18 protein-coding genes are annotated in these 21116 nt (G+C 60.9%); 16 read left to right on the forward strand and 2 right to left on the reverse strand.

Annotation, left to right across the window (positions count from 1 at the left end; all coding sequences use genetic code 11):
- The first annotated feature begins 78 nt into the window (after positions 1–78).
- From bamA to ispD, 15 genes are all read left to right on the forward strand, one after another.
- On the forward strand, positions 79–2439 hold the full coding sequence (gene bamA / locus ACJRW5_RS22630; protein WP_484572740.1) for an outer membrane protein assembly factor BamA: 2361 nt from the start codon (positions 79–81) through the stop codon (positions 2437–2439).
- A 43-nt stretch (positions 2440–2482) separates the two neighbouring features.
- A complete protein-coding gene (locus ACJRW5_RS22635) occupies positions 2483–2986 on the forward strand; it encodes an OmpH/Skp family outer membrane protein (protein WP_197857846.1) in 504 nt (167 codons plus the stop codon).
- Between the two features lie 2 nt (positions 2987–2988).
- Positions 2989–4044 carry a UDP-3-O-(3-hydroxymyristoyl)glucosamine N-acyltransferase gene (gene lpxD, locus ACJRW5_RS22640; RefSeq protein WP_484572741.1) on the forward strand — a complete coding sequence of 352 codons (1056 nt, stop codon included), beginning with the start codon at positions 2989–2991 and terminating at the stop codon, positions 4042–4044.
- 49 nt (positions 4045–4093) lie between these two features.
- On the forward strand, positions 4094–4534 hold the full coding sequence (gene fabZ, locus ACJRW5_RS22645) for a 3-hydroxyacyl-ACP dehydratase FabZ (RefSeq protein WP_017363778.1): 441 nt from the start codon (positions 4094–4096) through the stop codon (positions 4532–4534).
- The gene (gene lpxA / locus ACJRW5_RS22650) at positions 4531–5307 is read left to right on the forward strand and encodes an acyl-ACP--UDP-N-acetylglucosamine O-acyltransferase (RefSeq protein WP_484572742.1); all 777 of its coding nucleotides are present in this window, start codon (positions 4531–4533) and stop codon (positions 5305–5307) included. The genes fabZ and lpxA overlap by 4 nt, the downstream gene beginning before the upstream one ends.
- Before the next feature lie 138 nt (positions 5308–5445).
- Positions 5446–6579: a lipid-A-disaccharide synthase gene (gene lpxB / locus ACJRW5_RS22655; protein WP_484572743.1), complete on the forward strand. Its 1134-nt coding sequence runs from the start codon at positions 5446–5448 to the stop codon at positions 6577–6579.
- Positions 6579–7178, forward strand: coding sequence for a ribonuclease HII (gene rnhB, locus ACJRW5_RS22660; protein ID WP_484572744.1), 600 nt, complete (start codon positions 6579–6581; stop codon positions 7176–7178). The genes lpxB and rnhB overlap by 1 nt, the downstream gene beginning before the upstream one ends.
- A 114-nt stretch (positions 7179–7292) precedes the next feature.
- Positions 7293–10823 (forward strand): DNA polymerase III subunit alpha, encoded by a 3531-nt coding sequence (gene dnaE, locus ACJRW5_RS22665; RefSeq protein ID WP_484572745.1) that lies wholly within the window; start codon positions 7293–7295, stop codon positions 10821–10823.
- A 135-nt stretch (positions 10824–10958) separates the two neighbouring features.
- Positions 10959–11909 (forward strand): acetyl-CoA carboxylase carboxyltransferase subunit alpha, encoded by a 951-nt coding sequence (locus tag ACJRW5_RS22670; protein ID WP_484572746.1) that lies wholly within the window; start codon positions 10959–10961, stop codon positions 11907–11909.
- A 58-nt stretch (positions 11910–11967) separates the two neighbouring features.
- Positions 11968–13290: a tRNA lysidine(34) synthetase TilS gene (gene tilS / locus ACJRW5_RS22675; RefSeq protein ID WP_484572747.1), complete on the forward strand. Its 1323-nt coding sequence runs from the start codon at positions 11968–11970 to the stop codon at positions 13288–13290.
- Positions 13291–13445: 155 nt separating this feature from the next.
- A complete protein-coding gene (locus ACJRW5_RS22680; RefSeq protein ID WP_484572748.1) occupies positions 13446–15077 on the forward strand; it encodes a CTP synthase in 1632 nt (543 codons plus the stop codon).
- Between the two features lie 3 nt (positions 15078–15080).
- Positions 15081–15926 (forward strand): 3-deoxy-8-phosphooctulonate synthase, encoded by an 846-nt coding sequence (kdsA, locus tag ACJRW5_RS22685; protein ID WP_484572749.1) that lies wholly within the window; start codon positions 15081–15083, stop codon positions 15924–15926.
- Positions 15927–16072: 146 nt separating this feature from the next.
- Complete coding sequence (eno, locus tag ACJRW5_RS22690; RefSeq protein ID WP_484572750.1) at positions 16073–17362, forward strand: phosphopyruvate hydratase; 1290 nt, start codon at positions 16073–16075, stop codon at positions 17360–17362.
- Between the two features lie 180 nt (positions 17363–17542).
- A complete protein-coding gene (locus tag ACJRW5_RS22695) occupies positions 17543–17821 on the forward strand; it encodes a septum formation initiator family protein (protein WP_037053844.1) in 279 nt (92 codons plus the stop codon).
- Complete coding sequence (ispD, locus tag ACJRW5_RS22700; protein WP_484572751.1) at positions 17818–18516, forward strand: 2-C-methyl-D-erythritol 4-phosphate cytidylyltransferase; 699 nt, start codon at positions 17818–17820, stop codon at positions 18514–18516. The genes ACJRW5_RS22695 and ispD overlap by 4 nt, the downstream gene beginning before the upstream one ends.
- 5 nt (positions 18517–18521) lie before the next feature.
- Here ispD and ACJRW5_RS22705 read toward each other — a convergent pair whose 3' ends face one another.
- Both ACJRW5_RS22705 and ACJRW5_RS22710 read right to left on the reverse strand, forming a co-directional pair.
- On the reverse strand, positions 18522–18845 hold the full coding sequence (locus ACJRW5_RS22705; protein ID WP_484572752.1) for an HPF/RaiA family ribosome-associated protein: 324 nt from the start codon (positions 18843–18845) through the stop codon (positions 18522–18524).
- A gap of 121 nt (positions 18846–18966) precedes the next feature.
- A complete protein-coding gene (locus ACJRW5_RS22710) occupies positions 18967–19863 on the reverse strand; it encodes a LysR family transcriptional regulator (RefSeq protein ID WP_484572753.1) in 897 nt (298 codons plus the stop codon).
- A gap of 139 nt (positions 19864–20002) precedes the next feature.
- Here ACJRW5_RS22710 and ACJRW5_RS22715 point away from each other — a divergent pair, with 139 nt between their 5' ends.
- Positions 20003–21115, forward strand: coding sequence for an S-(hydroxymethyl)glutathione dehydrogenase/class III alcohol dehydrogenase (locus tag ACJRW5_RS22715; protein ID WP_484572754.1), 1113 nt, complete (start codon positions 20003–20005; stop codon positions 21113–21115).
- Position 21116: the final 1 nt, after the last annotated feature.

Below are 21116 nucleotides of genomic sequence, written 5' to 3' on the forward strand. Positions count from 1 at the left end.
AATTGCGTTCTTGAGATTCATAAGAAGTGTCGCTTAGAGCGGCAGCTTTTATCGTCAGTTGGAATAAGAAAGGACTTCATGAAACGTCTGCTGCTACCTGCGGTTCTGTCCGCATTGATGATCGCCGAAGTTCACGCCGAGTCCTTCACCATCTCCGATATACGCGTCAATGGCCTGCAGCGGGTTTCCGCTGGCAGTGTATTCGGCGCGCTGCCGTTGAACGTGGGCGAGCAGGTCGATGATCGTCAGTTGGTCGACGCTACCCGATCGCTGTTCCGCACCGGTTTCTTCCAGGACATCCAGCTCGGTCGCGACGGCGACGTTCTGGTTGTCACCGTGGTCGAGCGTCCCTCCATCTCCGGCATCGAGATCGAGGGCAACAAGGCCATCAGCACCGAAGATCTGCTCAAGGGTCTGAATCAGTCCGGCCTGGCCGAAGGCGAGATCTTCCAGCGCGCCACCCTCGAAGGCGTGCGTAACGAATTGCAGCGTCAGTACGTAGCCCAGGGTCGTTACTCGGCCGAGATCGAAGCGGAAGTGATTCCACAGCCACGTAACCGTGTGGCGCTGAAGATCAACATCAACGAGGGCACCGTTGCGGCGATTTCCCACATCAACGTCGTGGGCAATACCGTCTTTTCCGATGAAGATCTGGTCGATCTCTTCGAGCTGAAGACCACCAACTGGTTGTCGTTCTTCCGCAACGATGACAAATACGCTCGCGAAAAACTCTCCGGTGACCTCGAGCGTCTGCGTTCCTACTATCTGGACCGCGGCTACATCAACATGGATATCAGCTCCACCCAGGTATCCATTACCCCGGACAAGAAGCACGTCTACATCACCGTCAACGTCGAGGAAGGCGAGAAATACAGCGTTCGCGACGTGAAACTGTCCGGTGACCTCAAGGTGCCGGAAGAAGACGTACGCGCGCTGCTGCTGGTCAAGGAAGGGCAGGTCTTCTCGCGCAAGATCATGACCACTACCAGTGAGCTGATCACGCGCCGTCTGGGTAACGAGGGCTACACCTTCGCCAACGTCAACGGCGTGCCGGAAGCGCACGACGAGGACAATACCGTCTCGATTACCTTCTTCGTCGACCCAGGCAAGCGTGCCTACGTCAATCGCATCAACTTCCGTGGCAACACCAAGTCCGAGGATGAAGTGCTGCGCCGTGAGATGCGTCAGATGGAAGGCGGCTGGGCCTCGACCTACCTGATCGATCAGTCCAAGGTTCGCCTGGAGCGCCTTGGCTTCTTCAAGGAAGTCAACGTCGAGACCCCGCAGGTGCCGGGCACTGACGACCAGATCGACGTCAACTACAGTGTCGAAGAGCAGCCGTCCGGCTCCATCACCGCCAGCGTCGGCTTTGCTCAGAATGCCGGCCTGATCCTGGGTGGCTCGATCAGTCAGAACAACTTCCTGGGTACTGGTAACAAGGTCAGCATCGGCCTGACCCGCAGTGAATATCAGACCCGTTACAGCTTCGGCTTCGTTGACCCCTACTGGACCGTCGACGGCGTCAGCCTGGGTTACAACGCCTTCTACCGCACCACTGACTACGACGAACTCGATGTCGACGTATCCAGCTATTCGGTCGACAGCCTCGGTGCCGGCGTCAATATCGGTTACCCGATCAGCGAGACCTCGCGTCTGACCTATGGTCTGAGCGTGCAGCAGGACAGCATCGATACCGGGCGTTACACCGTCGACGAGATCTTCGACTTCATCGATGCCGAAGGCGACAACTACCTGAACTTCAAGGGTTCGATCGGCTGGAGTGAGTCGACGCTGAACCGCGGCACCCTGGCGACTCGCGGACATTCGCAAAGCCTGGTGCTGGAGAGCACCTTGCCGGGCAGCGACCTGTCGTTCTACAAACTCGACTACCGTGGCCAGGTATTTACCCCGCTCAGCGATAACTACACGCTGCGCTTCCATACCCAGTTGGGCTATGGCGACAGCTATGGCAGCACTGCCGAGTTGCCGTTCTACGAGCACTACTACGCCGGTGGTTTCAACTCGGTACGTGGTTTCGAGGACAGCAGCCTGGGGCCACGTAGTACGCCGAGTACTGGTACCAAACCTGGCACTATCGCCGACCCGGATCAGGATCCGCTGCCGTTCGGCGGTAACGTGCTGGTGCAGGGTGGCGTGGAAATGCTGTTCCCGCTGCCTTTCGTGAAGGACCAGCGTTCCTTGCGTACTGCGTTGTTCTGGGATGTGGGTAACGTGTTCGACACCAACTGCAGCTCGACGCAGAAGCGTCTGAGCGACAGCTGCGATATCGATTTCAGCAGTCTGGCCAGCTCCGTGGGTGTCGGTGTCACCTGGATCACCGCACTGGGTCCTCTGAGTTTCAGCCTGGCAATGCCGATCAAGAAACCGGATGATGCCGATACTCAGGTATTCCAGTTCTCCCTGGGTCAGACCTTCTAACTTGTTTCACCGAAAGCCAACAGTTTTGTTGCAGGAGTGCATTGTGCGTAAGTTGACTCAACTGGTTCTGTTCACCGCCGCCCTGATCGCCACTCCGGCGTTCGCCGAGATGAAGGTGGCCGTGCTGAACTATCAGATGGCACTGCTCGAGTCGGATGCTGCCAAGCGTTATGCCGTCGATGCCGAGAAGAAGTTCGGTCCGCAGCTGAACAAGCTCAAGACCCTGGAAAGCGATGCCAAGCGTATCCAAGATCGTATGGTCAAAGACGGCGAGAAGATGCAGCAGGCCGAGCGCGAACGTCTTGAACTCGAGTTCAAGCAAAAGGCCCGTGACTTCCAGTTCCAGTCCAAGGAGCTTAACGAAGCCAAGGCGGTTGCCGACCGTGAGATGCTGGCCAAGCTCAAGCCGAACCTGGACAAGGCGGTGGAAGAAGTCATCAAGAATGGCAACTTCGACCTGGTACTCGAGCGCGGTGCGGTGATCGATGTCAAACCTCAGTACGACATCACTCGCCAGGTCATCGAGCGCATGAATCAGATGCGTTAAGCATGGCCGCGACATATACCCTCGGCCAGTTGGCCGAGCGCCTGGGTGCCACCTTGCGTGGCGCCGAAGGCAAGGTTATCTCGGGCCTGGCCACCTTGCAGGGGGCCGGGCCCGAACAGTTGAGTTTCCTGGCCAACGCCCAGTACCGCAAGTACCTGGCGCAGGCTCAGGCCGGTGCAGTGCTGCTGACGGCCGCTGACGCGGAAGGTTATGCGGGGGATGCGCTGATCGTCGCGAACCCCTATCTTGCCTACGCCCAGCTTTCCCATCTGTTCGATCGCAAACCCGTGGCCGCGGCAGGTATTCATGCCACTGCTCAGGTCGCCGATGATGCGCAGGTGGATCCGAGTGCCAGTATCGGCGCTTATGCGGTTATCGAGAGCGGTGCGCGTATCGGTGCAGACGTCAGCATTGGCGCGCATTGCGTGGTCGGTGCGCGCAGCATCATCGGTGATGGCGGCTGGCTGGCACCGCGGGTGACGCTGTACCACGACGTACAGATCGGCAAGCGTGTGGTCATTCAGTCTGGTGCCGTGATCGGTGGTGAAGGTTTTGGTTTCGCCAACGAGAAGGGCGTCTGGCAGAAGATCGCGCAAATCGGCGGAGTCACCATCGGCGATGACGTCGAGATCGGTGCCAACACCACAGTGGATCGCGGTGCGCTCTCCGACACCCTGATCGGCAATGGCGTGAAGCTGGATAACCAGATCATGATCGCGCACAACGTGCAGATCGGTGACAACACCGCCATGGCCGGTTGCTGCGGGATTTCCGGCAGCACCAAGATCGGCAAGAACTGCATGATCGCAGGCGGCGTTGGCATGGTTGGCCATATCGAGGTCTGCGACAACGTGTTCGTCACCGGGATGACCATGGTGACCCGTTCGATCACCGAGCCTGGAGCCTATTCTTCCGGTACCGCCATGCAACCGGCGGGTGAGTGGAAGAAGAGTGCGGCTCGTATTCGTCAGTTGGACGAGATGGCCAAGCGTCTGCGTGAGCTGGAAAAGCAGCTGGCCGCCGTGACCCAGACGGCGAATGTCTCATCTGATGCCTGAGCATGGCGCGCTGCCGTGCTCTTTTCTTTTCTTACAGGCTTAACCGGACATGATGGACATCAACGAAATTCGTGAATATTTGCCGCACCGCTATCCCTTCCTGCTGGTGGATCGTGTGGTGGACCTGGACGTCGAAGGCAAGACTGTTCGCGCCTACAAGAATGTCAGCATCAACGAGCCCTTCTTCAATGGCCACTTTCCCGAGCATCCGATCATGCCGGGCGTGCTGATCATCGAAGCCATGGCTCAGGCTGCCGGGATTCTCGGCTTCAAGATGATGGGCGTTAAGCCCGCCGATGGCACCCTGTATTACTTCGTCGGCTCCGACAAGCTGCGCTTCCGTTCTCCTGTCACACCGGGCGATCAGCTTGTGCTGGAAGCCAAATACCTGAGCGACCGTCGCAGCATCTGGAAATTCGAGTGCCGCGCTACTGTCGACGGCAAGGAAGTCTGCTCCGCTGAAATCATCTGTGCGGAACGCAAGCTATGAGTTCGATTGACCCTCGCGCCATCATCGACCCCAGTGCCAGATTGGCCGACGACGTAGTCGTCGGCCCTTGGAGCATTGTCGGGCCCGATGTGGAAATTGGCGAGGGTACCGTCATAGGTCCGCACGTAGTGCTCAAGGGACCGACCGTAATCGGTAAGCACAATCGTATCTATCAGTTTTCCTCGGTAGGCGAAGACACGCCGGACCTCAAATACAAGGGGGAGCCGACGCGCCTGGTGATCGGGGATCGCAATGTGATCCGCGAAGGCGTGACCATTCATCGCGGTACCGTGCAGGATCGTAGTGAAACCACCATCGGTGACCACAACCTGATCATGGCCTATGCCCATATTGGTCATGACAGCGTCATCGGCAATCACTGCATCCTGGTCAATAACACGGCTTTGGCGGGTCACGTATGGGTCGATGACTGGGCGATTTTGTCGGGCTACACCCTTGTGCATCAGTTCTGCCGCATCGGCGCGCACAGCTTTTCCGGCATGGGTACCGCCATTGGCAAGGATGTTCCTGCATTCGTCACCGTATTCGGCAACCCGGCCGAAGCGCGCAGCATGAATTTCGAAGGTATGCGTCGGCGTGGTTTTTCCGCCGAGGCAATTGCCGCATTGCGTAAAGGTTACAAGCTGGTATACCGCCAGGGGCTGACCGTCGAGCAGGCGCTGAACGAGCTGGCGGACTCCGCCGCCCAGTTTCCCGAAGTCGCAATATTTCGCGACTCCATTCAGGCGTCCACGCGCGGTATCACGCGCTAATCTCCGGTTCATTATGTACGGTCTCAGGCCTGAGCTCGTGCGCCGGCCGATCAGCATGTCCAGTCACCACTCCTTACATTCTGCTTTTGCCCTGCACGGCTTTAGCTCGTGAGACTTTCAGCAGGTTCCGAGACAGCTATGACCAGACCTCTTCGCGTCGCACTGGTCGCCGGTGAGGCGTCCGGTGACATTCTTGGTTCGGGCCTCATGCAGGCCATCAAGCAGCGCTACCCGGATGCCGAATTCATCGGTGTGGGTGGTGCGCGCATGGAAGCCGAGGGCCTGAAATCCTATTTCCCCATGGAGCGCCTGGCGGTCATGGGCTTGGTCGAGGTGCTCGGCCGTCTGTTCGAGCTTCTCGGTCGTCGTCGTCAGCTCGCTCGTGACCTGATCGCTGCGCAGCCCGATGTGTTCATTGGCATCGATGCACCAGATTTCAACCTCGGCCTGGAGCTCAAGCTGCGCCGTGCCGGAATCAAGACCGTCCACTATGTCAGCCCGTCGGTCTGGGCCTGGCGGCAGAAGCGCGTGCTGAAAATCCGCGAAGCCTGTGATCTGATGCTGACGCTGTTCCCCTTCGAAGCGCAGTTCTACGACGAGCACCAGGTGCCTGTGCGTTTCGTCGGTCATCCACTGGCTGATGCGATTCCGCAGCAGGCGGACCGCGCGGCTGCTCGTGAAGCGCTGGATCTGCCTCAGAACGAGCCGGTGGTAGCCTTGATGCCGGGCAGCCGCGGCGGAGAAGTGGGGCGCCTGGGCGATCTCTTTCTCGATGCCGCCATTCGTCTTCGTTCGCTGCGACCCGGTGTTCGCTTCCTGCTGCCCTGCGCCACGCCCGAGCGGCGCACGCAACTCGAACAGATGCTCGCCAGTCGTGATTTGCCGCTGACCCTTCTCGATGGCCGTTCTCACGAGGCGCTGGCCGCTTGCGATGCGGTGCTGATCGCCTCGGGCACTGCGACTCTGGAAGCGCTGCTGTACAAGCGCCCGATGGTTGTCGCCTACCGCGTAGCGCCCATGACGTATCGGATTCTCAAGCGCCTGGTGAAAAGTCCTTACATCTCGCTGCCTAACCTGTTGGCCGAGCGTCTGCTGGTGCCGGAGCTGATCCAGGATGCAGCCACTGCAGATGCTCTGGCTCAGGCTGTAGCGCCCCTTATCGACGGTGGTCAGGTGCAGACCGAGGGCTTCGATGTGATTCATCGTGCGCTGCGCCGCGACGCCTCTGTGTCAGCGGCCGATGCCGTGCTGAAACTGGCGGGGCGCGCCTGATGCAGCTTGGGTTGGATTTCACGCTGGTCGAAGAACTGGTGGCCGGTGTCGACGAAGTCGGCCGCGGCCCGCTCTGCGGTGCGGTGGTCACGGCTGCGGTGATCCTTGATCCGGCCCGTCCGATTCTGGGCTTGAACGATTCGAAGAAGCTCACTGAATTACGCCGTGAGGCACTGTTCGATGAGATCCGCGAAAAGGCGCTGGCCTGGTGCATTGCCCGCGCCGAGGTGGAAGAGATCGACCGCCTGAATATCCTCCACGCCACCATGCTGGCCATGCAGCGTGCCGTTGAAGGCTTGTCGGTGACGCCCAGGCTGGCGTTGATCGATGGTAATCGCTGCCCGAAGCTGGCGGTGCCCAGTGCGCCGGTGGTCAAGGGTGACAGCCGGGTGCCGGCGATTGCTGCTGCCTCGATCCTGGCCAAAGTCAGCCGCGACCGTGAGATGCTCGAGATGGATCGCCTGTATCCGGGCTACGGCATCGCCGGGCACAAGGGCTACCCCACGCCGGTGCACCTCGAAGCGCTCAAGCGCCTGGGACCGACGCCGATTCACCGGCGTTCCTTCGCCCCGGTGCGTGCCTTGTTGGAAGGCGTTTAACTGTGTAGCCCGGATGCAATCCGGGAAATGCCAAAGCTGCTGAACCTCTGGCCCTAAGCCAGACCCTCTTAGGCTACAATTCGCGCTTTGTCGTTTTCACCTGCAAGGCCGCCCATGACCCAAGCGTTCGTCCATCTGCGTCTGCACACCGAATATTCCCTGGTCGATGGCTTGGTGCGGGTCAAACCGCTGATCAAAGCCGTTGCCGGTGCCGGTATGCCGGCGGTGGCAGTCACCGACATGAGCAACATGTGCTCGCTGGTGAAGTTCTACAAGACCGCCATGGGCGCTGGGGTCAAACCAATCTGCGGTGCCGACATCTGGATGGCCAGCGCCGAGGAAGATGGTCCGCTGACCCGCCTGACCCTGTTGGCGATGAATGCCAAGGGCTATCGCAACCTTACCGAGCTGATCTCGCGTGGCTGGTCCGAAGGGCAAAGCAACGATCTGGTGATCATCCAGCGTGACTGGGTCAAGGCTGCTGCCGAAGGGCTCATCGCGCTCTCCGGCGCGCGCGAAGGCGAAGTTGGTATGGCCTTGCTGGCCGGTGACGAGGCTTTGGCCGAGACGCGTCTGCGTGAGTGGATGCAGGTGTTCCCGGAGCGTTTCTATCTGGAGGTGCAGCGCACCAGTCGCGTCGGTGACGAGGAGTATCTGCACGCCGCCGTGGCGCTGGCTGATCGTGTCGAAGCACCGCTAGTGGCCACCAATGATGTGCGCTTCATCAAGCAGGACGACTTCGAGGCCCACGAGACCCGCGTCTGCATCGGTGAAGGTCGCACCCTAGATGATCCGCGCCGGCCGCGGCATTACTCCGACCAGCAGTACCTGAAAAGCGCCGAGGAGATGTGGGAGCTGTTTTCCGACCTGCCGGAGGCCCTGGAAAACACCGTCGAGATCGCCAAGCGCTGCAACATCGAGGTGCAGCTCGGTAAATACTTCCTGCCGGATTTCCCCACGCCGGGCGGCATGGGCATCGACGACTACCTGCGCCATGCCTCCTTCGAAGGTCTGGAAGAGCGCCTCGAGGTGCTACTGCCTAAGGACACGCCGGACTACGAGGCGAAGAAGCAGGTCTACATCGACCGCCTCAACTTCGAACTCGACATCATCATTCAGATGGGTTTCCCCGGTTACTTCCTGATCGTGATGGACTTCATCCAGTGGGCCAAGAACAACGGCGTGCCGGTCGGCCCGGGCCGTGGTTCGGGTGCCGGTTCGCTGGTGGCCTACGTGCTGAAGATCACCGACCTCGACCCGCTGGCCTATGACCTGCTGTTCGAACGCTTCCTCAACCCCGAGCGGATCTCCATGCCCGACTTCGACGTCGACTTCTGCATGGATGGCCGCGACCGGGTAATCGACTACGTGGCCGAGAAATACGGGCGTAACGCGGTGAGTCAGATCATCACCTTCGGCTCCATGGCGGCCAAGGCGGTGGTGCGCGACGTGGCGCGGGCGCAGGGCAAGTCCTACGGCCTGGCCGATCGTCTGTCGAAGATGATCCCCTTCGAAGTGGGCATGACCCTGGAGAAAGCCTTCGAGATGGAGGAGCCGCTACGCGACTTCCTCAAGAACGACGAAGAAGCCCAGGAAATCTGGGACATGTCGCTCAAGCTCGAAGGCGTGGTGCGCGGTACCGGCAAGCACGCCGGGGGGGTGGTGATCGCGCCGACCAAGCTCACCGACTTTTCGCCGATCGCCTGTGACGAGGAGGGCGGCGGCCTGGTGACCCAGTTCGACAAGGATGACGTCGAGCAGGCCGGGCTGGTCAAGTTCGACTTCCTCGGCCTGCGTACCCTGACCATCATCAAGTGGGCGATGGAAACCATCCACCGCGAGCAGAAGCGCGCCGGTGCCAGCGATGAAGAGCTGGTCAACATCGACTTCATCCCACTGGATGACAAGAAAACCTACGACATGCTGCAGAAGGCGGAGACCACCGCGGTCTTCCAGCTTGAATCGCGCGGCATGAAGGAGCTGATCAAGAAGCTCAAGCCCGACTGCCTGGAAGACATGATCGCACTGGTGGCGCTGTTCCGCCCCGGTCCGCTGCAGTCCGGCATGGTGGATGACTTCATCAACCGTAAGCATGGTCGTGCCGAGCTGTCCTACCCGCACCCGGACTACCAGTACGCCGGCCTGGAGCCGGTGCTCAAGCCGACTTACGGCATCATTCTGTATCAGGAACAGGTGATGCAGATCGCTCAGGTCATGGGTGGCTACACCTTGGGCCAGGCGGACATGCTGCGCCGCGCCATGGGTAAGAAGAAGCCCGAGGAAATGGCCAAGCAGCGTGGCGGCTTCATCGAAGGTTGTGCCAACAACAACATCGACGCCGAGCTCGCGGGCAACATCTTCGACCTGGTGGAAAAGTTCGCCGGCTACGGTTTCAACAAATCCCACTCGGCGGCCTATGGCCTGGTGTCCTACCAGACTGCCTGGCTCAAGGCGCATTACCCGGCGCCGTTCATGGCCGCGGTGCTCTCGGCGGATATGCACAACACCGACAAGGTGGTGATCCTGGTCGAAGAGTGCCGCAACATGAAGTTGCGCATCGATCCGCCGGACGTGAACGTCTCCGAGTACAAGTTCACCGTCAATGATGACGGCCGTATCGTCTACGGCCTGGGGGCGGTCAAGGGCGTAGGCGAGGGGCCGGTCGAGGCCATCGTCGAATGCCGCGCCGAAGGTGGGCCGTTCAAGGACCTGTTCGACTTCTGTAACCGCGTCGACCTCAAACGTATCAACAAGCGCACGCTCGAGGCGCTGGTTCGCAGCGGCGCGCTGGATCGTCTCGGCCCGTACTACCAGGATGAGCTCAAGGCCTACCAGGCCAGTGTGGACAAGAATCGCGCGGTGCTGCTGGCCTCCATGGAGGAGGCCGTGCAGTCCGCCGAGCAGACTGCACGCAGTGCCGAGAGTGGCCATATGGATCTGTTCGGTGGCCTGTTCGCCGAGCCTGAGGCGGATGTCTACGCCAATCACCGCAAGGCTCGTGAATTGCCGATCAAGGAGCGCCTGAAGGGCGAGAAGGACACCCTGGGCATTTATTTGTCCGGTCACCCCATCGACGAATACGAAGGCGAGATCCGCCGCTTCGCCCGTCAGCGCATCGTCGAGCTCAAACCGGCGCGCGATACCCAGACCATCGCCGGGATGATCGTCAACCTGCGGGTAATGAAGAACAAGAAGGGCGACAAGATGGGCTTCATCACCCTCGATGACCGTTCCGGGCGTATCGAGGCCTCCCTGTTCGCCGACGCATTCGCCAGCAACCAGGCGCTGCTGCAAAACGATGCGCTGGTGGTGGTCGAAGGTGAAGTCAGCAACGATGACTTCTCCGGTGGCCTGCGCCTGCGCGCCAAGCGCGTGATGAGCCTGGAGGAAGCGCGTACTGGCCTGGCTGATAGCCTGCGGGTAAAAGTTGCCAGTGCTGCTTTGAAGGGCGATCGTTTGCGTTGGCTGGCCGAGTTGTGCAGCAAGCACAAGGGCGCCTGCCCGGTGACGCTGGACTACAGTGGTGAAGAGGCACGCGCCTTGCTTCAGTTTGGCGACGCCTGGCGAATCGATCCGGCTGATACTTTGATTCAGGCATTGCGTGACCAGTTCGGGCGCGACAACGTCTTTTTGCACTACCGCTGATGCAAGTGGGGGAAATCCCCCGGTATTGGCAACGACACCCGTGGGTGTCGACCCGCTGCGCCCTATCCATTAAGGTAGGGCGCCTAATGGATACAGCTCCCCGGCCACTTGGCCGTCGACGCAAGACGGATGACTATGAACCCGAATTTCCTCGACTTCGAACAGCCGATCGCCGACCTGCAAGCCAAGATCGAAGAGCTACGCCTGGTTGGTAACGACAACTCGCTGAACATCAGCGATGAGATCGCCCGCCTGCAGGACAAGAGCAGCGCTCTGACTGAAAGCATTTTCGGCAACCTGACCAGCTGGCAGATCGCTCAGCTCGCCCGTCATCCTCGCCGCCCTTATACCCTGGACTACATCCAGCACATCTTCACCGAGTTCGATGAGCTGCATGGCGATCGTCACTTCTCCGACGACGCTGCCATCGTCGGTGGTGTGGCGCGTCTCGGCGATCAGCCGGTGATGATCATCGGTCACCAGAAAGGCCGCGAAGTGCGTGAGAAGGTGCGTCGCAACTTCGGCATGCCGCGTCCTGAAGGCTACCGCAAGGCCTGCCGCCTGATGGAAATGGCCGAGCGCTTCAACATGCCGATACTCACCTTCATCGACACCCCCGGTGCCTACCCAGGTATCGATGCCGAGGAGCGTGGGCAGAGCGAGGCCATCGCCTGGAACCTGCGTGTGATGGCACGCCTGAAAACCCCTATCATCGCCACCGTTATCGGTGAAGGTGGTTCTGGCGGCGCACTGGCCATCGGCGTGTGTGATCAACTGAACATGCTGCAGTACTCCACCTATTCGGTGATCTCGCCGGAAGGCTGCGCCTCGATCCTGTGGCGTACCGCCGAGAAGGCGCCGGATGCAGCTGAAGCCATGGGTATCACTGCCGAGCGTCTGAAGGATCTGGGCATCGTCGATCAGGTGATCGCCGAGCCGTTGGGCGGCGCCCATCGCGATCCGGCTGCGGCCTCCGAGTCGATCCGTCAGGAGCTGACCAAGCAACTGGCCAGCCTGCAGAAGCACGACACCGATGCGCTGCTCAAGCGCCGCTATGACCGCCTGATGAGCTACGGCATCGCCTGATTCATCACGCGCAAACAACAACGGGCCTTCGGGCCCGTTGTTGTTTTAAGCTTGGCCGATGACTGCACTCGACTCACGCCTGCGCCAGGCGCTGCAACCCTGGCGCGAGGCTTCCTCCTGGCGTGTTGCCTTTTCCGGTGGGCTGGACTCCAGCGTGCTGCTGCATCTGCTCGCCAGGCTGGCACGGCAGGAGAAACTGCCGCCGCTTTCCGCCATTCATGTCCATCATGGTCTGCAGCCGGCGGCCGATGCCTGGCCAGCGCATTGCGCGCGCATTTGCGCGCAGCTGGCCATTCCCCTGGAGATTGTTGCGGTGCAGGTGGCCCCGGGTGCCAGCCTCGAACAGGCGGCGCGACGTGCGCGCTATGCCGCTTTCAGTGAGCGGCTGGGGCATGACGAGATATTGCTCAGTGCCCAACATCGTGACGATCAGGCCGAAACCCTGTTGTTTCGCCTGTTGCGCGGGGCGGGGGTGCGTGGCCTTGCAGGCATGCCTGCCAGTCGTTCGCTTGGAGGGGGGCGGTTGGTTCGGCCATTGTTGAATTGCTCGCGAGCCGAATTGCTTAGCTATGCACAGGCGCATGACCTGCACTGGATTGAAGACCCGAGCAATGCCGACGAGCGTTTCAGTCGCAACTTTCTGCGCCGGCAGGTGATGCCGCTGCTGGCGGGGCAATGGCCGCAGGTGACGAAAAGTCTCGCGCGCAGCGCCGCGCATTTGCATGAGGCAGAGCAATTGCTGGGCGAGCTGGCCCGGATGGATTTGTTTGCAGCTGCTGCTGACTCGCCTTTTTCCTGGCTGCCATTACCGTCGCTCAGTTTGTCGGCGGTAAAGCAACTGAGCGATGCTCGGCAGCGCAACCTGTTGCGCTATTGGCTGGGGTCTTTGAGCCGTATGCCCGACAGCGATCACTGGGCCGGCTGGCGTGATTTGCGCGACGCGGCCGGGGATGCCTGCCCCGTCTGGAGGCTGGCGGATGGCGAGCTACTGCGTGCCGACGATCGTTTGTGCTGGCTCAGTGGTGAATGGCTTGCGCAGCCTGTGCGGCTGGACCTCCCTTGTGATGGGCTTTACGGCGCATTCGACCTGCCTGGTAATGGTCGTGCGCAGGTGATGGGTAGCTTGCCTCAGGGAAACTGGCGACTGCGATACCGCCAGGGCGGCGAATCGCTGCAGCTGGCCAGCCGCGGCAGGCGTGATCTCAAGCGGCTACTCAATGAGATGCGTGTGCCGGCATTCGTCCGTCCCAGGCTGCCATTGTTGTTCGATGGCGATGAGCTGATGGCGGTGGCTAATCTGGCTCAATCAGCGCATTTGCAGGCGTGTGGCGTGCATCTTCACTGGTCGCCGCCGATCGGCGCGCAAGGTTTGAGCTGGTAAGGCCTTTCGGGTAGACTACGCTCCCGTCTTAATACAGCTTTTGCCGACTCCCGCAGGGAGCTTGGCGGGCTTGCCATTGTTCGTTGCTAGTAATGGCGTTCCTTCGCTTTCCCCGGCGGCACTGACCGCTTAAACGCAGACTTCTAGGGTTTTTCATGACGCGCTACATCTTCGTCACGGGTGGTGTTGTTTCTTCATTGGGGAAAGGCATCGCCTCGGCTTCACTGGCGGCCATCCTGGAGGCGCGGGGCCTGAAGGTCACCATGCTCAAGCTGGACCCTTACATCAACGTCGATCCGGGCACCATGAGCCCGTTCCAGCACGGTGAGGTGTTCGTCACCCACGACGGCGCCGAGACCGACCTCGACCTGGGCCACTACGAGCGGTTCATCCGCACCACGATGACCAAGGGCAACAACTTCACCACGGGACGCGTGTACGAGGACGTACTGCGCAAGGAGCGCCGTGGTGACTACCTGGGCGCGACCATTCAGGTCATCCCGCACATCACCGACGAGATCAAGCGTCGCATCATCAAAGGCGCCGGCGATGCCGACGTAGCCCTGGTGGAGATCGGCGGCACCGTGGGTGACATCGAGTCGCAGCCGTTCCTCGAGGCTATTCGTCAGCTGCGTGTAGAAGTGGGTGCCAAGCGCGCCATGCTCATGCACCTGACCCTGGTGCCGTACATCGCTACCGCTGGCGAGACCAAGACCAAGCCGACCCAGCACTCGGTCAAAGAGCTGCGCTCCATCGGCCTGCAGCCGGACGTGTTGGTGTGCCGCTCCGATCATCCGATCGACGTGTCTTCGCGCCGCAAGATCGCCCTGTTCACCAACGTTGAAGAGCGTGCGGTGATCAGCCTGGAAGACGTCGATACCATCTACAAGATTCCGGGCGTGCTGCACGCTCAGGGGCTGGATGACTTCGTCGTCGAGCGCTTCGGTCTGGAGTGCGGCAGCGCCGACCTGTCCGAGTGGGATCGCGTAGTCGATGCCAAGCTCAACCCGGAAAAAGAAGTCACCATCGCCATGGTCGGTAAGTACATGGAGCTGCTCGATGCGTACAAGTCGCTGATCGAAGCGATGAGCCACGCCGGCATCCAGAACCGTACCAAGGTCAATCTGCGCTATATCGATTCCGAAGATATCGAGAACCAGGGCACCAGCCTGCTCGAAGGTGTCGACGCCATTCTGGTGCCGGGTGGCTTCGGTCTGCGCGGTGTGGAAGGCAAGATCAAGACCGTGCAGTACGCCCGTGAAAACAAGATCCCTTACCTGGGTATCTGCCTCGGCATGCAGGTTGCGGTCATCGAATACGCCCGTAACGTGGTGGGCTGGAATGATGCCAACTCCACCGAGTTCGACATGGCCAGCCAGCACCCGGTGGTCGGTCTGATCACCGAGTGGCAAGACGCGACCGGCGCCACCGAGCAACGCAGCGAGAGCTCCGACCTGGGGGGCACCATGCGTCTGGGCGCCCAGGACTGCCAGCTGCTGGCCGGCTCCAAGGTGCACGGTTGCTATGGCAAGGACGTGATCGTCGAGCGTCACCGTCACCGCTACGAGGTGAACAACAACCTGCTGCCGCAGCTGACCGGGGCAGGTCTGAAGGTCACCGGTCGTTCCGGCGACGGCGCATTGGTCGAAGTGGTCGAGGCGCCGGATCATCCGTGGTTCGTGGCCTGCCAGTTCCACCCGGAATTCACCTCCACGCCACGTGATGGCCACCCGCTGTTCAGCGGTTTCGTCAACGCTGCGCTGGCGCAGAAAGCGAAGAAGGTCTGACCCATGGCGCAGAAGATCATCAAGGTTCGCGATATCGAGATCGCCAACGACAAGCCATTCGTGCTGTTCGGTGGCATCAACGTACTCGAGTCGCGTGACCTGGCCATGCAGGCTTGTGAAGAGTACGTGCGAGTGACCGAAAAACTCGGCATTCCCTACGTGTTCAAGGCCAGCTTCGACAAGGCCAACCGCTCCTCCGTCACGTCCTTCCGCGGCCCTGGCCTGGAAGAGGGCATGAAGATCTTCGAAGAGGTGAAGAAGACCTTCGGTGTGCCGGTGATCACCGACGTGCACGAGCCGCATCAGGCGGCTCCTGTGGCTGAAGTGTGCGACATCATCCAGCTGCCGGCCTTCCTCTCGCGGCAGACCGATCTGGTGGTGGCCATGGCCAAGACCGGTGCGGTGATCAACATCAAGAAGGCGCAGTTCCTCGCGCCGCAAGAGATGAAGCACATCCTCAACAAGTGTGAGGAAGCCGGTAACGATCAACTGATCCTCTGCGAGCGTGGTTCGAGCTTCGGCTACAACAACCTGGTGGTGGACATGCTCGGCTTCGGCATCATGAAGCAGTTCGAGTACCCGGTGTTCTTCGACGTGACCCACGCCCTGCAAATGCCAGGTGGTCGCGCCGACTCCGCTGGCGGTCGTCGTGCCCAGGTCACCGACCTGGCCAAGGCGGGCATGAGCCAGGGCCTGGCCGGCCTGTTTCTGGAGGCGCATCCGGACCCGGAAAATGCCAAATGCGATGGTCCTTGTGCGCTGCGCCTGAACAAGCTGGAACCGTTCCTTGCACAGCTCAAGCAGCTGGATGACCTGGTGAAGGGTTTTCCGCCAATCGAGACTGCCTGAATCGGTCGCAATCCGGTAAAGTGCCGCCCCAGCTAAATCCCCCTGACCCGTGAGTCAGAGTGAGCCGTCGATCTGCCCGCGGGTAGCGACGGCCCAGTGCAGCCTGTTGCTGCCGTCTTATCGTCAACTTTGGAGCGTTATCAAGAATGGCAAAGATCGTCGACATCAAGGGTCGTGAGGTTCTCGACTCCCGTGGCAACCCCACTGTGGAAGCCGATGTAATTCTGGAAGGTGGCATTGTTGGTAGTGCGTGTGCTCCGTCTGGCGCCTCCACCGGCTCGCGCGAAGCGCTGGAGCTGCGTGATGGTGACAAGAGCCGTTACCTGGGCAAGGGCGTCCTGAAAGCCGTGGCCAATATCAACGGTCCGATCCGTGATCTGCTGCTGGGCAAGGATGCAACCGCCCAGGTCGAGCTGGACCGCGCAATGATCGAACTCGACGGTACCGAGAACAAGGCCAAGCTGGGCGCCAACGCCATCCTCGCCGTGTCCCTGGCTGCTGCCAAGGCTGCTGCGCAAGCCAAAGGCGTGCCGCTGTACGCGCACATCGCCGACCTCAACGGTACCCCGGGCGTCTACTCGATGCCGGTACCGATGATGAACATCATCAACGGCGGCGAACATGCCGACAACAACGTCGACATTCAGGAATTCATGGTGCAGCCGGTTGGCGCCAAGAACTTCGCCGATGCGCTGCGTATGGGCGCCGAAATCTTCCATCACCTCAAAGCCGTACTGAAGGCCCGTGGCCTGAACACCGCTGTCGGTGACGAAGGCGGCTTCGCGCCGAACCTGGCGTCCAACGAAGACGCTCTGGCGGCCATCGCCGAAGCCGTGGCCAACGCCGGCTACAAGCTGGGCGACGACGTCACCCTGGCCCTGGATTGCGCTTCCAGCGAGTTCTACAAGGATGGTCAGTACGACCTGGCCGGTGAAGGCAAGGTGTTCAGCGGTGAAGGCTTCGCCGACTACCTGGCCGGTCTGACCGAGCGTTATCCGATCATCTCCATCGAAGACGGCATGGACGAGTCCGACTGGGCCAGCTGGAAAGTCCTGACTGACAAGATCGGTGCCAAGGTGCAGCTGGTTGGCGACGACCTGTTCGTCACCAACACCAAGATTCTCAAGCGCGGTATCGACGAGAAAATCGGTAACTCGATCCTGATCAAGTTCAACCAGATCGGCTCGCTGACCGAGACCCTGGAAGCCATCCAGATGGCCAAGGCCGCTGGCTTCACCGCTGTGATCTCGCACCGCAGCGGCGAAACCGAAGACAGCACCATCGCCGACCTGGCCGTGGGTACTGCTGCCGGCCAGATCAAGACCGGTTCGCTGTGCCGCTCCGATCGCGTCTCCAAGTACAACCAACTGCTGCGTATTGAAGAGCAGCTCGGTGCTAAAGCCCCGTACAAGGGCCGTGCCGAGTTCCGCGGCTAAGCATCGCGTGACGAAAAAGGGCGACGCAAGTCGCCCTTTTTCGTGGGCGAGTCGCTCACTACAGGGAACCATTGCACGGATGCAGGACCTTAAAACCCATGTCACTCATCAGTCCGCTTCTTTTCAAGCATGAATACAGCCCCTACCATGCCGATGACTCTTTTCGCGAGCCGCCGCTCCATGCGTAGTCCGTACTGGCTGTTCATCGTGCTGATCCTGTTGCTGGCTGGCCTGCAATATCGCCTGTGGGTCGGTGAGGGCAGTCTCGCTCAGGTGAGCCGACTGCAGCAGCAGATTGCCGAGCAGCGCGGCGAGAACGAGCGCCTGCTGGAGCGTAACCGTATCCTCGAGGCCGAGGTGATGGAGCTCAAGCGCGGTATGGAAACCGTGGAAGAGCGCGCCCGCCAGGAATTGGGCATGCTCAAAGAGGGCGAGACCCTCTATCTGTTGACCGAATGAGCACCCACTTCTGGCTGGTGATCCCGGCCGCTGGTATTGGCTCGCGCATGGCGGCAGATCGGCCCAAGCAATACTTGCAGGTGGCCGGCCTGAGTATTCTCGAACACACCCTGCAGCGTTTTCTCGATCATCCTGCCTTGCGTGGTGTGGTGGTGAGCCTGGCTGCCGATGATCCTTTCTGGCCCGAGCTGGCCGTTGCCCGCGACCCGCGTATCCGGCGCGCCGCAGGTGGTCGAGAGCGGGCTGACTCGGTGCTGGCCGGTCTCGAAACCTTGAAGAGCTGTGGCGCTGCCGATGATGACTGGGTGCTGGTGCATGATGCCGCGCGTCCCAATCTGGCGGCCGATGATCTGCAGCGCCTGCTGGATAGCCTTGCCGACGACCCTGTCGGCGGTCTCCTGGCGGTGCCGGCACGTGACACGCTCAAGCGCGCCGGGCCTGATGGCCGGGTCCTGGAAACCGTCGACCGCAGCGTGATCTGGCAAGCCTATACACCGCAGATGTTCCGTCTGAATGCCTTGCATCAGGCGTTGACGAGGGCTTTGCAGGCTCAGGTGGCGATCACCGATGAAGCCTCGGCGATGGAGTGGGCCGGGCTGGCCCCGCGTTTGATCGAGGGCAGGGCGGATAACCTCAAGGTGACCCGCCCGGAAGACCTGCAGTATCTGCAGCGTTTGTGGTCAGAGGCGCTTTGAGCGACTCAGTGTGCCCAGGGCTTGGCTTCCTTGCCGAGGTTGCGTTCCAGGGCGCTGGTCAGCTTGTTCATGGCGCCGTCGATTGCCTGGTGCAGTTCAGGCGCATCGTGGGAAACCGTTAGCGGATCGCGTCCTTTCATGCGCGCCTCCATCTTGCAGCGTTTGTCCTGTGGGCCGTTCTTGAGTGCATTCTCGTCGGAGAGATGGAATTCGATCCGGGTGAGATGGTCTTCGTAGCGTTGCAGCTTGGCGTGTACGCGATTGCGAATGTCGTCTCTAAGGGCCATAGAGGAGGCAACGTGCTTGCCGCTGTTGACCAGAACCTGCATAACCAATTCCTCATGCTGATCAGTATCGGACGCCCCTGGCGTGGGGCTCATGGTTACGACGCGGTTGCCTGGCGCGAGTTTCCCGCCAGCTTGTGACATTCCATGACCATTCAGTCTGGCGTCAGCTCGAGAGGCTGTATTCGGCGCGCTGGCTGAGGCCTGAGCGCAAGGTGTCGATGAGTTGACGTACCTTGGGTGACAAGTGACGTTGCTGTGGATAGAGCGCCCACACTGCAGTGTTGGGTGGGCGGTGTTGTTCCAGCAGTGAAATCAGGCGCCCGCTGTGCAGGTGTTCGAGCACGTAGTAATCCGGCAGTTGGCAGAGGCCGAAGCCCCTTAGCGCGGCGTCGAGCACCGACTGACCGCTGTTGCAGCGCCAGTTGCCCTGCACGCGGACCTGGGTTTCCCGGCCACCTTGCGCAAAACTCCAGTGATCGCTGCTGCCAATCAGGCAGTTGTGTCGCGCCAGCTCCGATAACGAATGCGGGCGGCCGTAGCGTTGCAGGTACTCCGGTGCCGCACACAGATACATCTCGCGCGGTGCCAGACGTGCGGCCATCAAACGTGAATCCTGCAGGCGGCCCAGGCGAATGGCCAGATCCAGACCCTCATGCAGCAGGTCGAGCTGGCGGTTGGATAGCTCGATTTCCACGCGCAACTGGGGGTGCCTGGCCATGAAGTCATTGACCAACGGCACGATGAAGCGCTCGCCGTAGGCCACGGCACAGGTCATGCGCAGCAGGCCCTTGGGTTCGGCACCGAGATCGCCGACTGCGCGCAGGGCCTCTTCGCGGGCGTCCTGCAGGCGCTGGCAGTGTTGCAGAAAGGTCTGTCCGGCCTCGGTCAGCACCACGCGCCGGGTACTGCGGTAGAACAGGCGGCTCTGCAGGCGCTCTTCGAGACGCGAGACCTGGCGGCTGACCTGCGAGGTCGACAGGCCCAGATGTTCGGCAGCGATATTGAACTGGCCGCATTCGGCCACGGCGACGAATTCGTCGAGTCCTTCCCAGCGATTCATCTCGTTTCCTTGGTTGATTGCGCAAAGCGTGCCGCGATTATCCCTGTATGGCAATAATGTTTTGATGTTTGCTCAATTGTCTCGCTTTTCCTATGTATTAGACTGCCCGCCACTTTCATCCATGCTCAGGAGAGCTTTCATGATCAAGTCCCGTGCTGCCGTCGCTTTCGGCCCCAACGAGCCGCTGAAAATCGTCGAGATCGACGTCGAGCCGCCAAAGGCCGGTGAAGTGCTGGTACGCATCGTCGCCACCGGTGTCTGCCACACCGACGCCTACACCCTGTCCGGTCAGGACTCCGAGGGTGTGTTCCCCTGCGTGCTGGGTCACGAGGGTGGCGGCGTCGTTGAAGCCGTGGGCGAGGGCGTGACCTCGGTCAAGGTCGGTGATCACGTGATCCCGCTGTACACCGCCGAGTGTGGCGAGTGCAAATTCTGCAAATCGCAGAAGACCAACCTGTGCAGCTCGGTCCGTGCGACCCAGGGCAAGGGCCTGATGCCGGACGGCACCACCCGCTTCAGCTACAACGGCGAGCCGATCTACCACTACATGGGTTGCTCGACCTTCTCCGAGTACACCGTGCTGCCGGAAGTCTCGGTTGCCGTGATCCCGAAAGAAGCCCCGCTGGACAAGGTCTGCCTGCTCGGCTGCGGCGTAACCACCGGCATCGGTGCCGTGCTCAACACCGCCAAGGTGGAAGAGGGCGCTACCGTGGCCATCTTCGGTCTGGGCGGCATCGGTCTGGCGGCGATCATCGGTGCCAAGATGGCCAAGGCCTCGCGCATCATCGGTATCGACATCAACCCGGGCAAGGAAGCGGTTGCCCGTGAGCTGGGCGTGACCGATTTCGTCAACCCGAAAGAGCACAGCAAGCCGATCCAGGAAGTCATCGTCGAGATGACCGACGGCGGCGTCGACTACAGCTTCGAGTGCATCGGCAACGTGCAGCTGATGCGTGCGGCGCTGGAGTGCTGCCACAAGGGTTGGGGCGAGTCGACCATCATCGGCGTGGCCCCGGCCGGTGCCGAGATCAGCACCCGTCCTTTCCAGCTGGTGACTGGTCGCGTCTGGCGCGGCAGCGCCTTCGGTGGCGTCAAGGGCCGTACCGAGCTGCCAGGCTACGTCGAGAAGTCGCAGAAGGGCGAAATCCCGCTGGACACCTTCATCACCCACAACATGGGTCTGGACGAAATCAACGAAGCCTTCGAGCTGATGCACGAAGGCAAGAGCATCCGTACCGTCATCCACTTCTGAG

This window comes from Pseudomonas pichavaramensis (assembly GCF_050473265.1).
In the GTDB taxonomy this organism is placed as follows: Bacteria; Pseudomonadota; Gammaproteobacteria; order Pseudomonadales; family Pseudomonadaceae; genus Aquipseudomonas.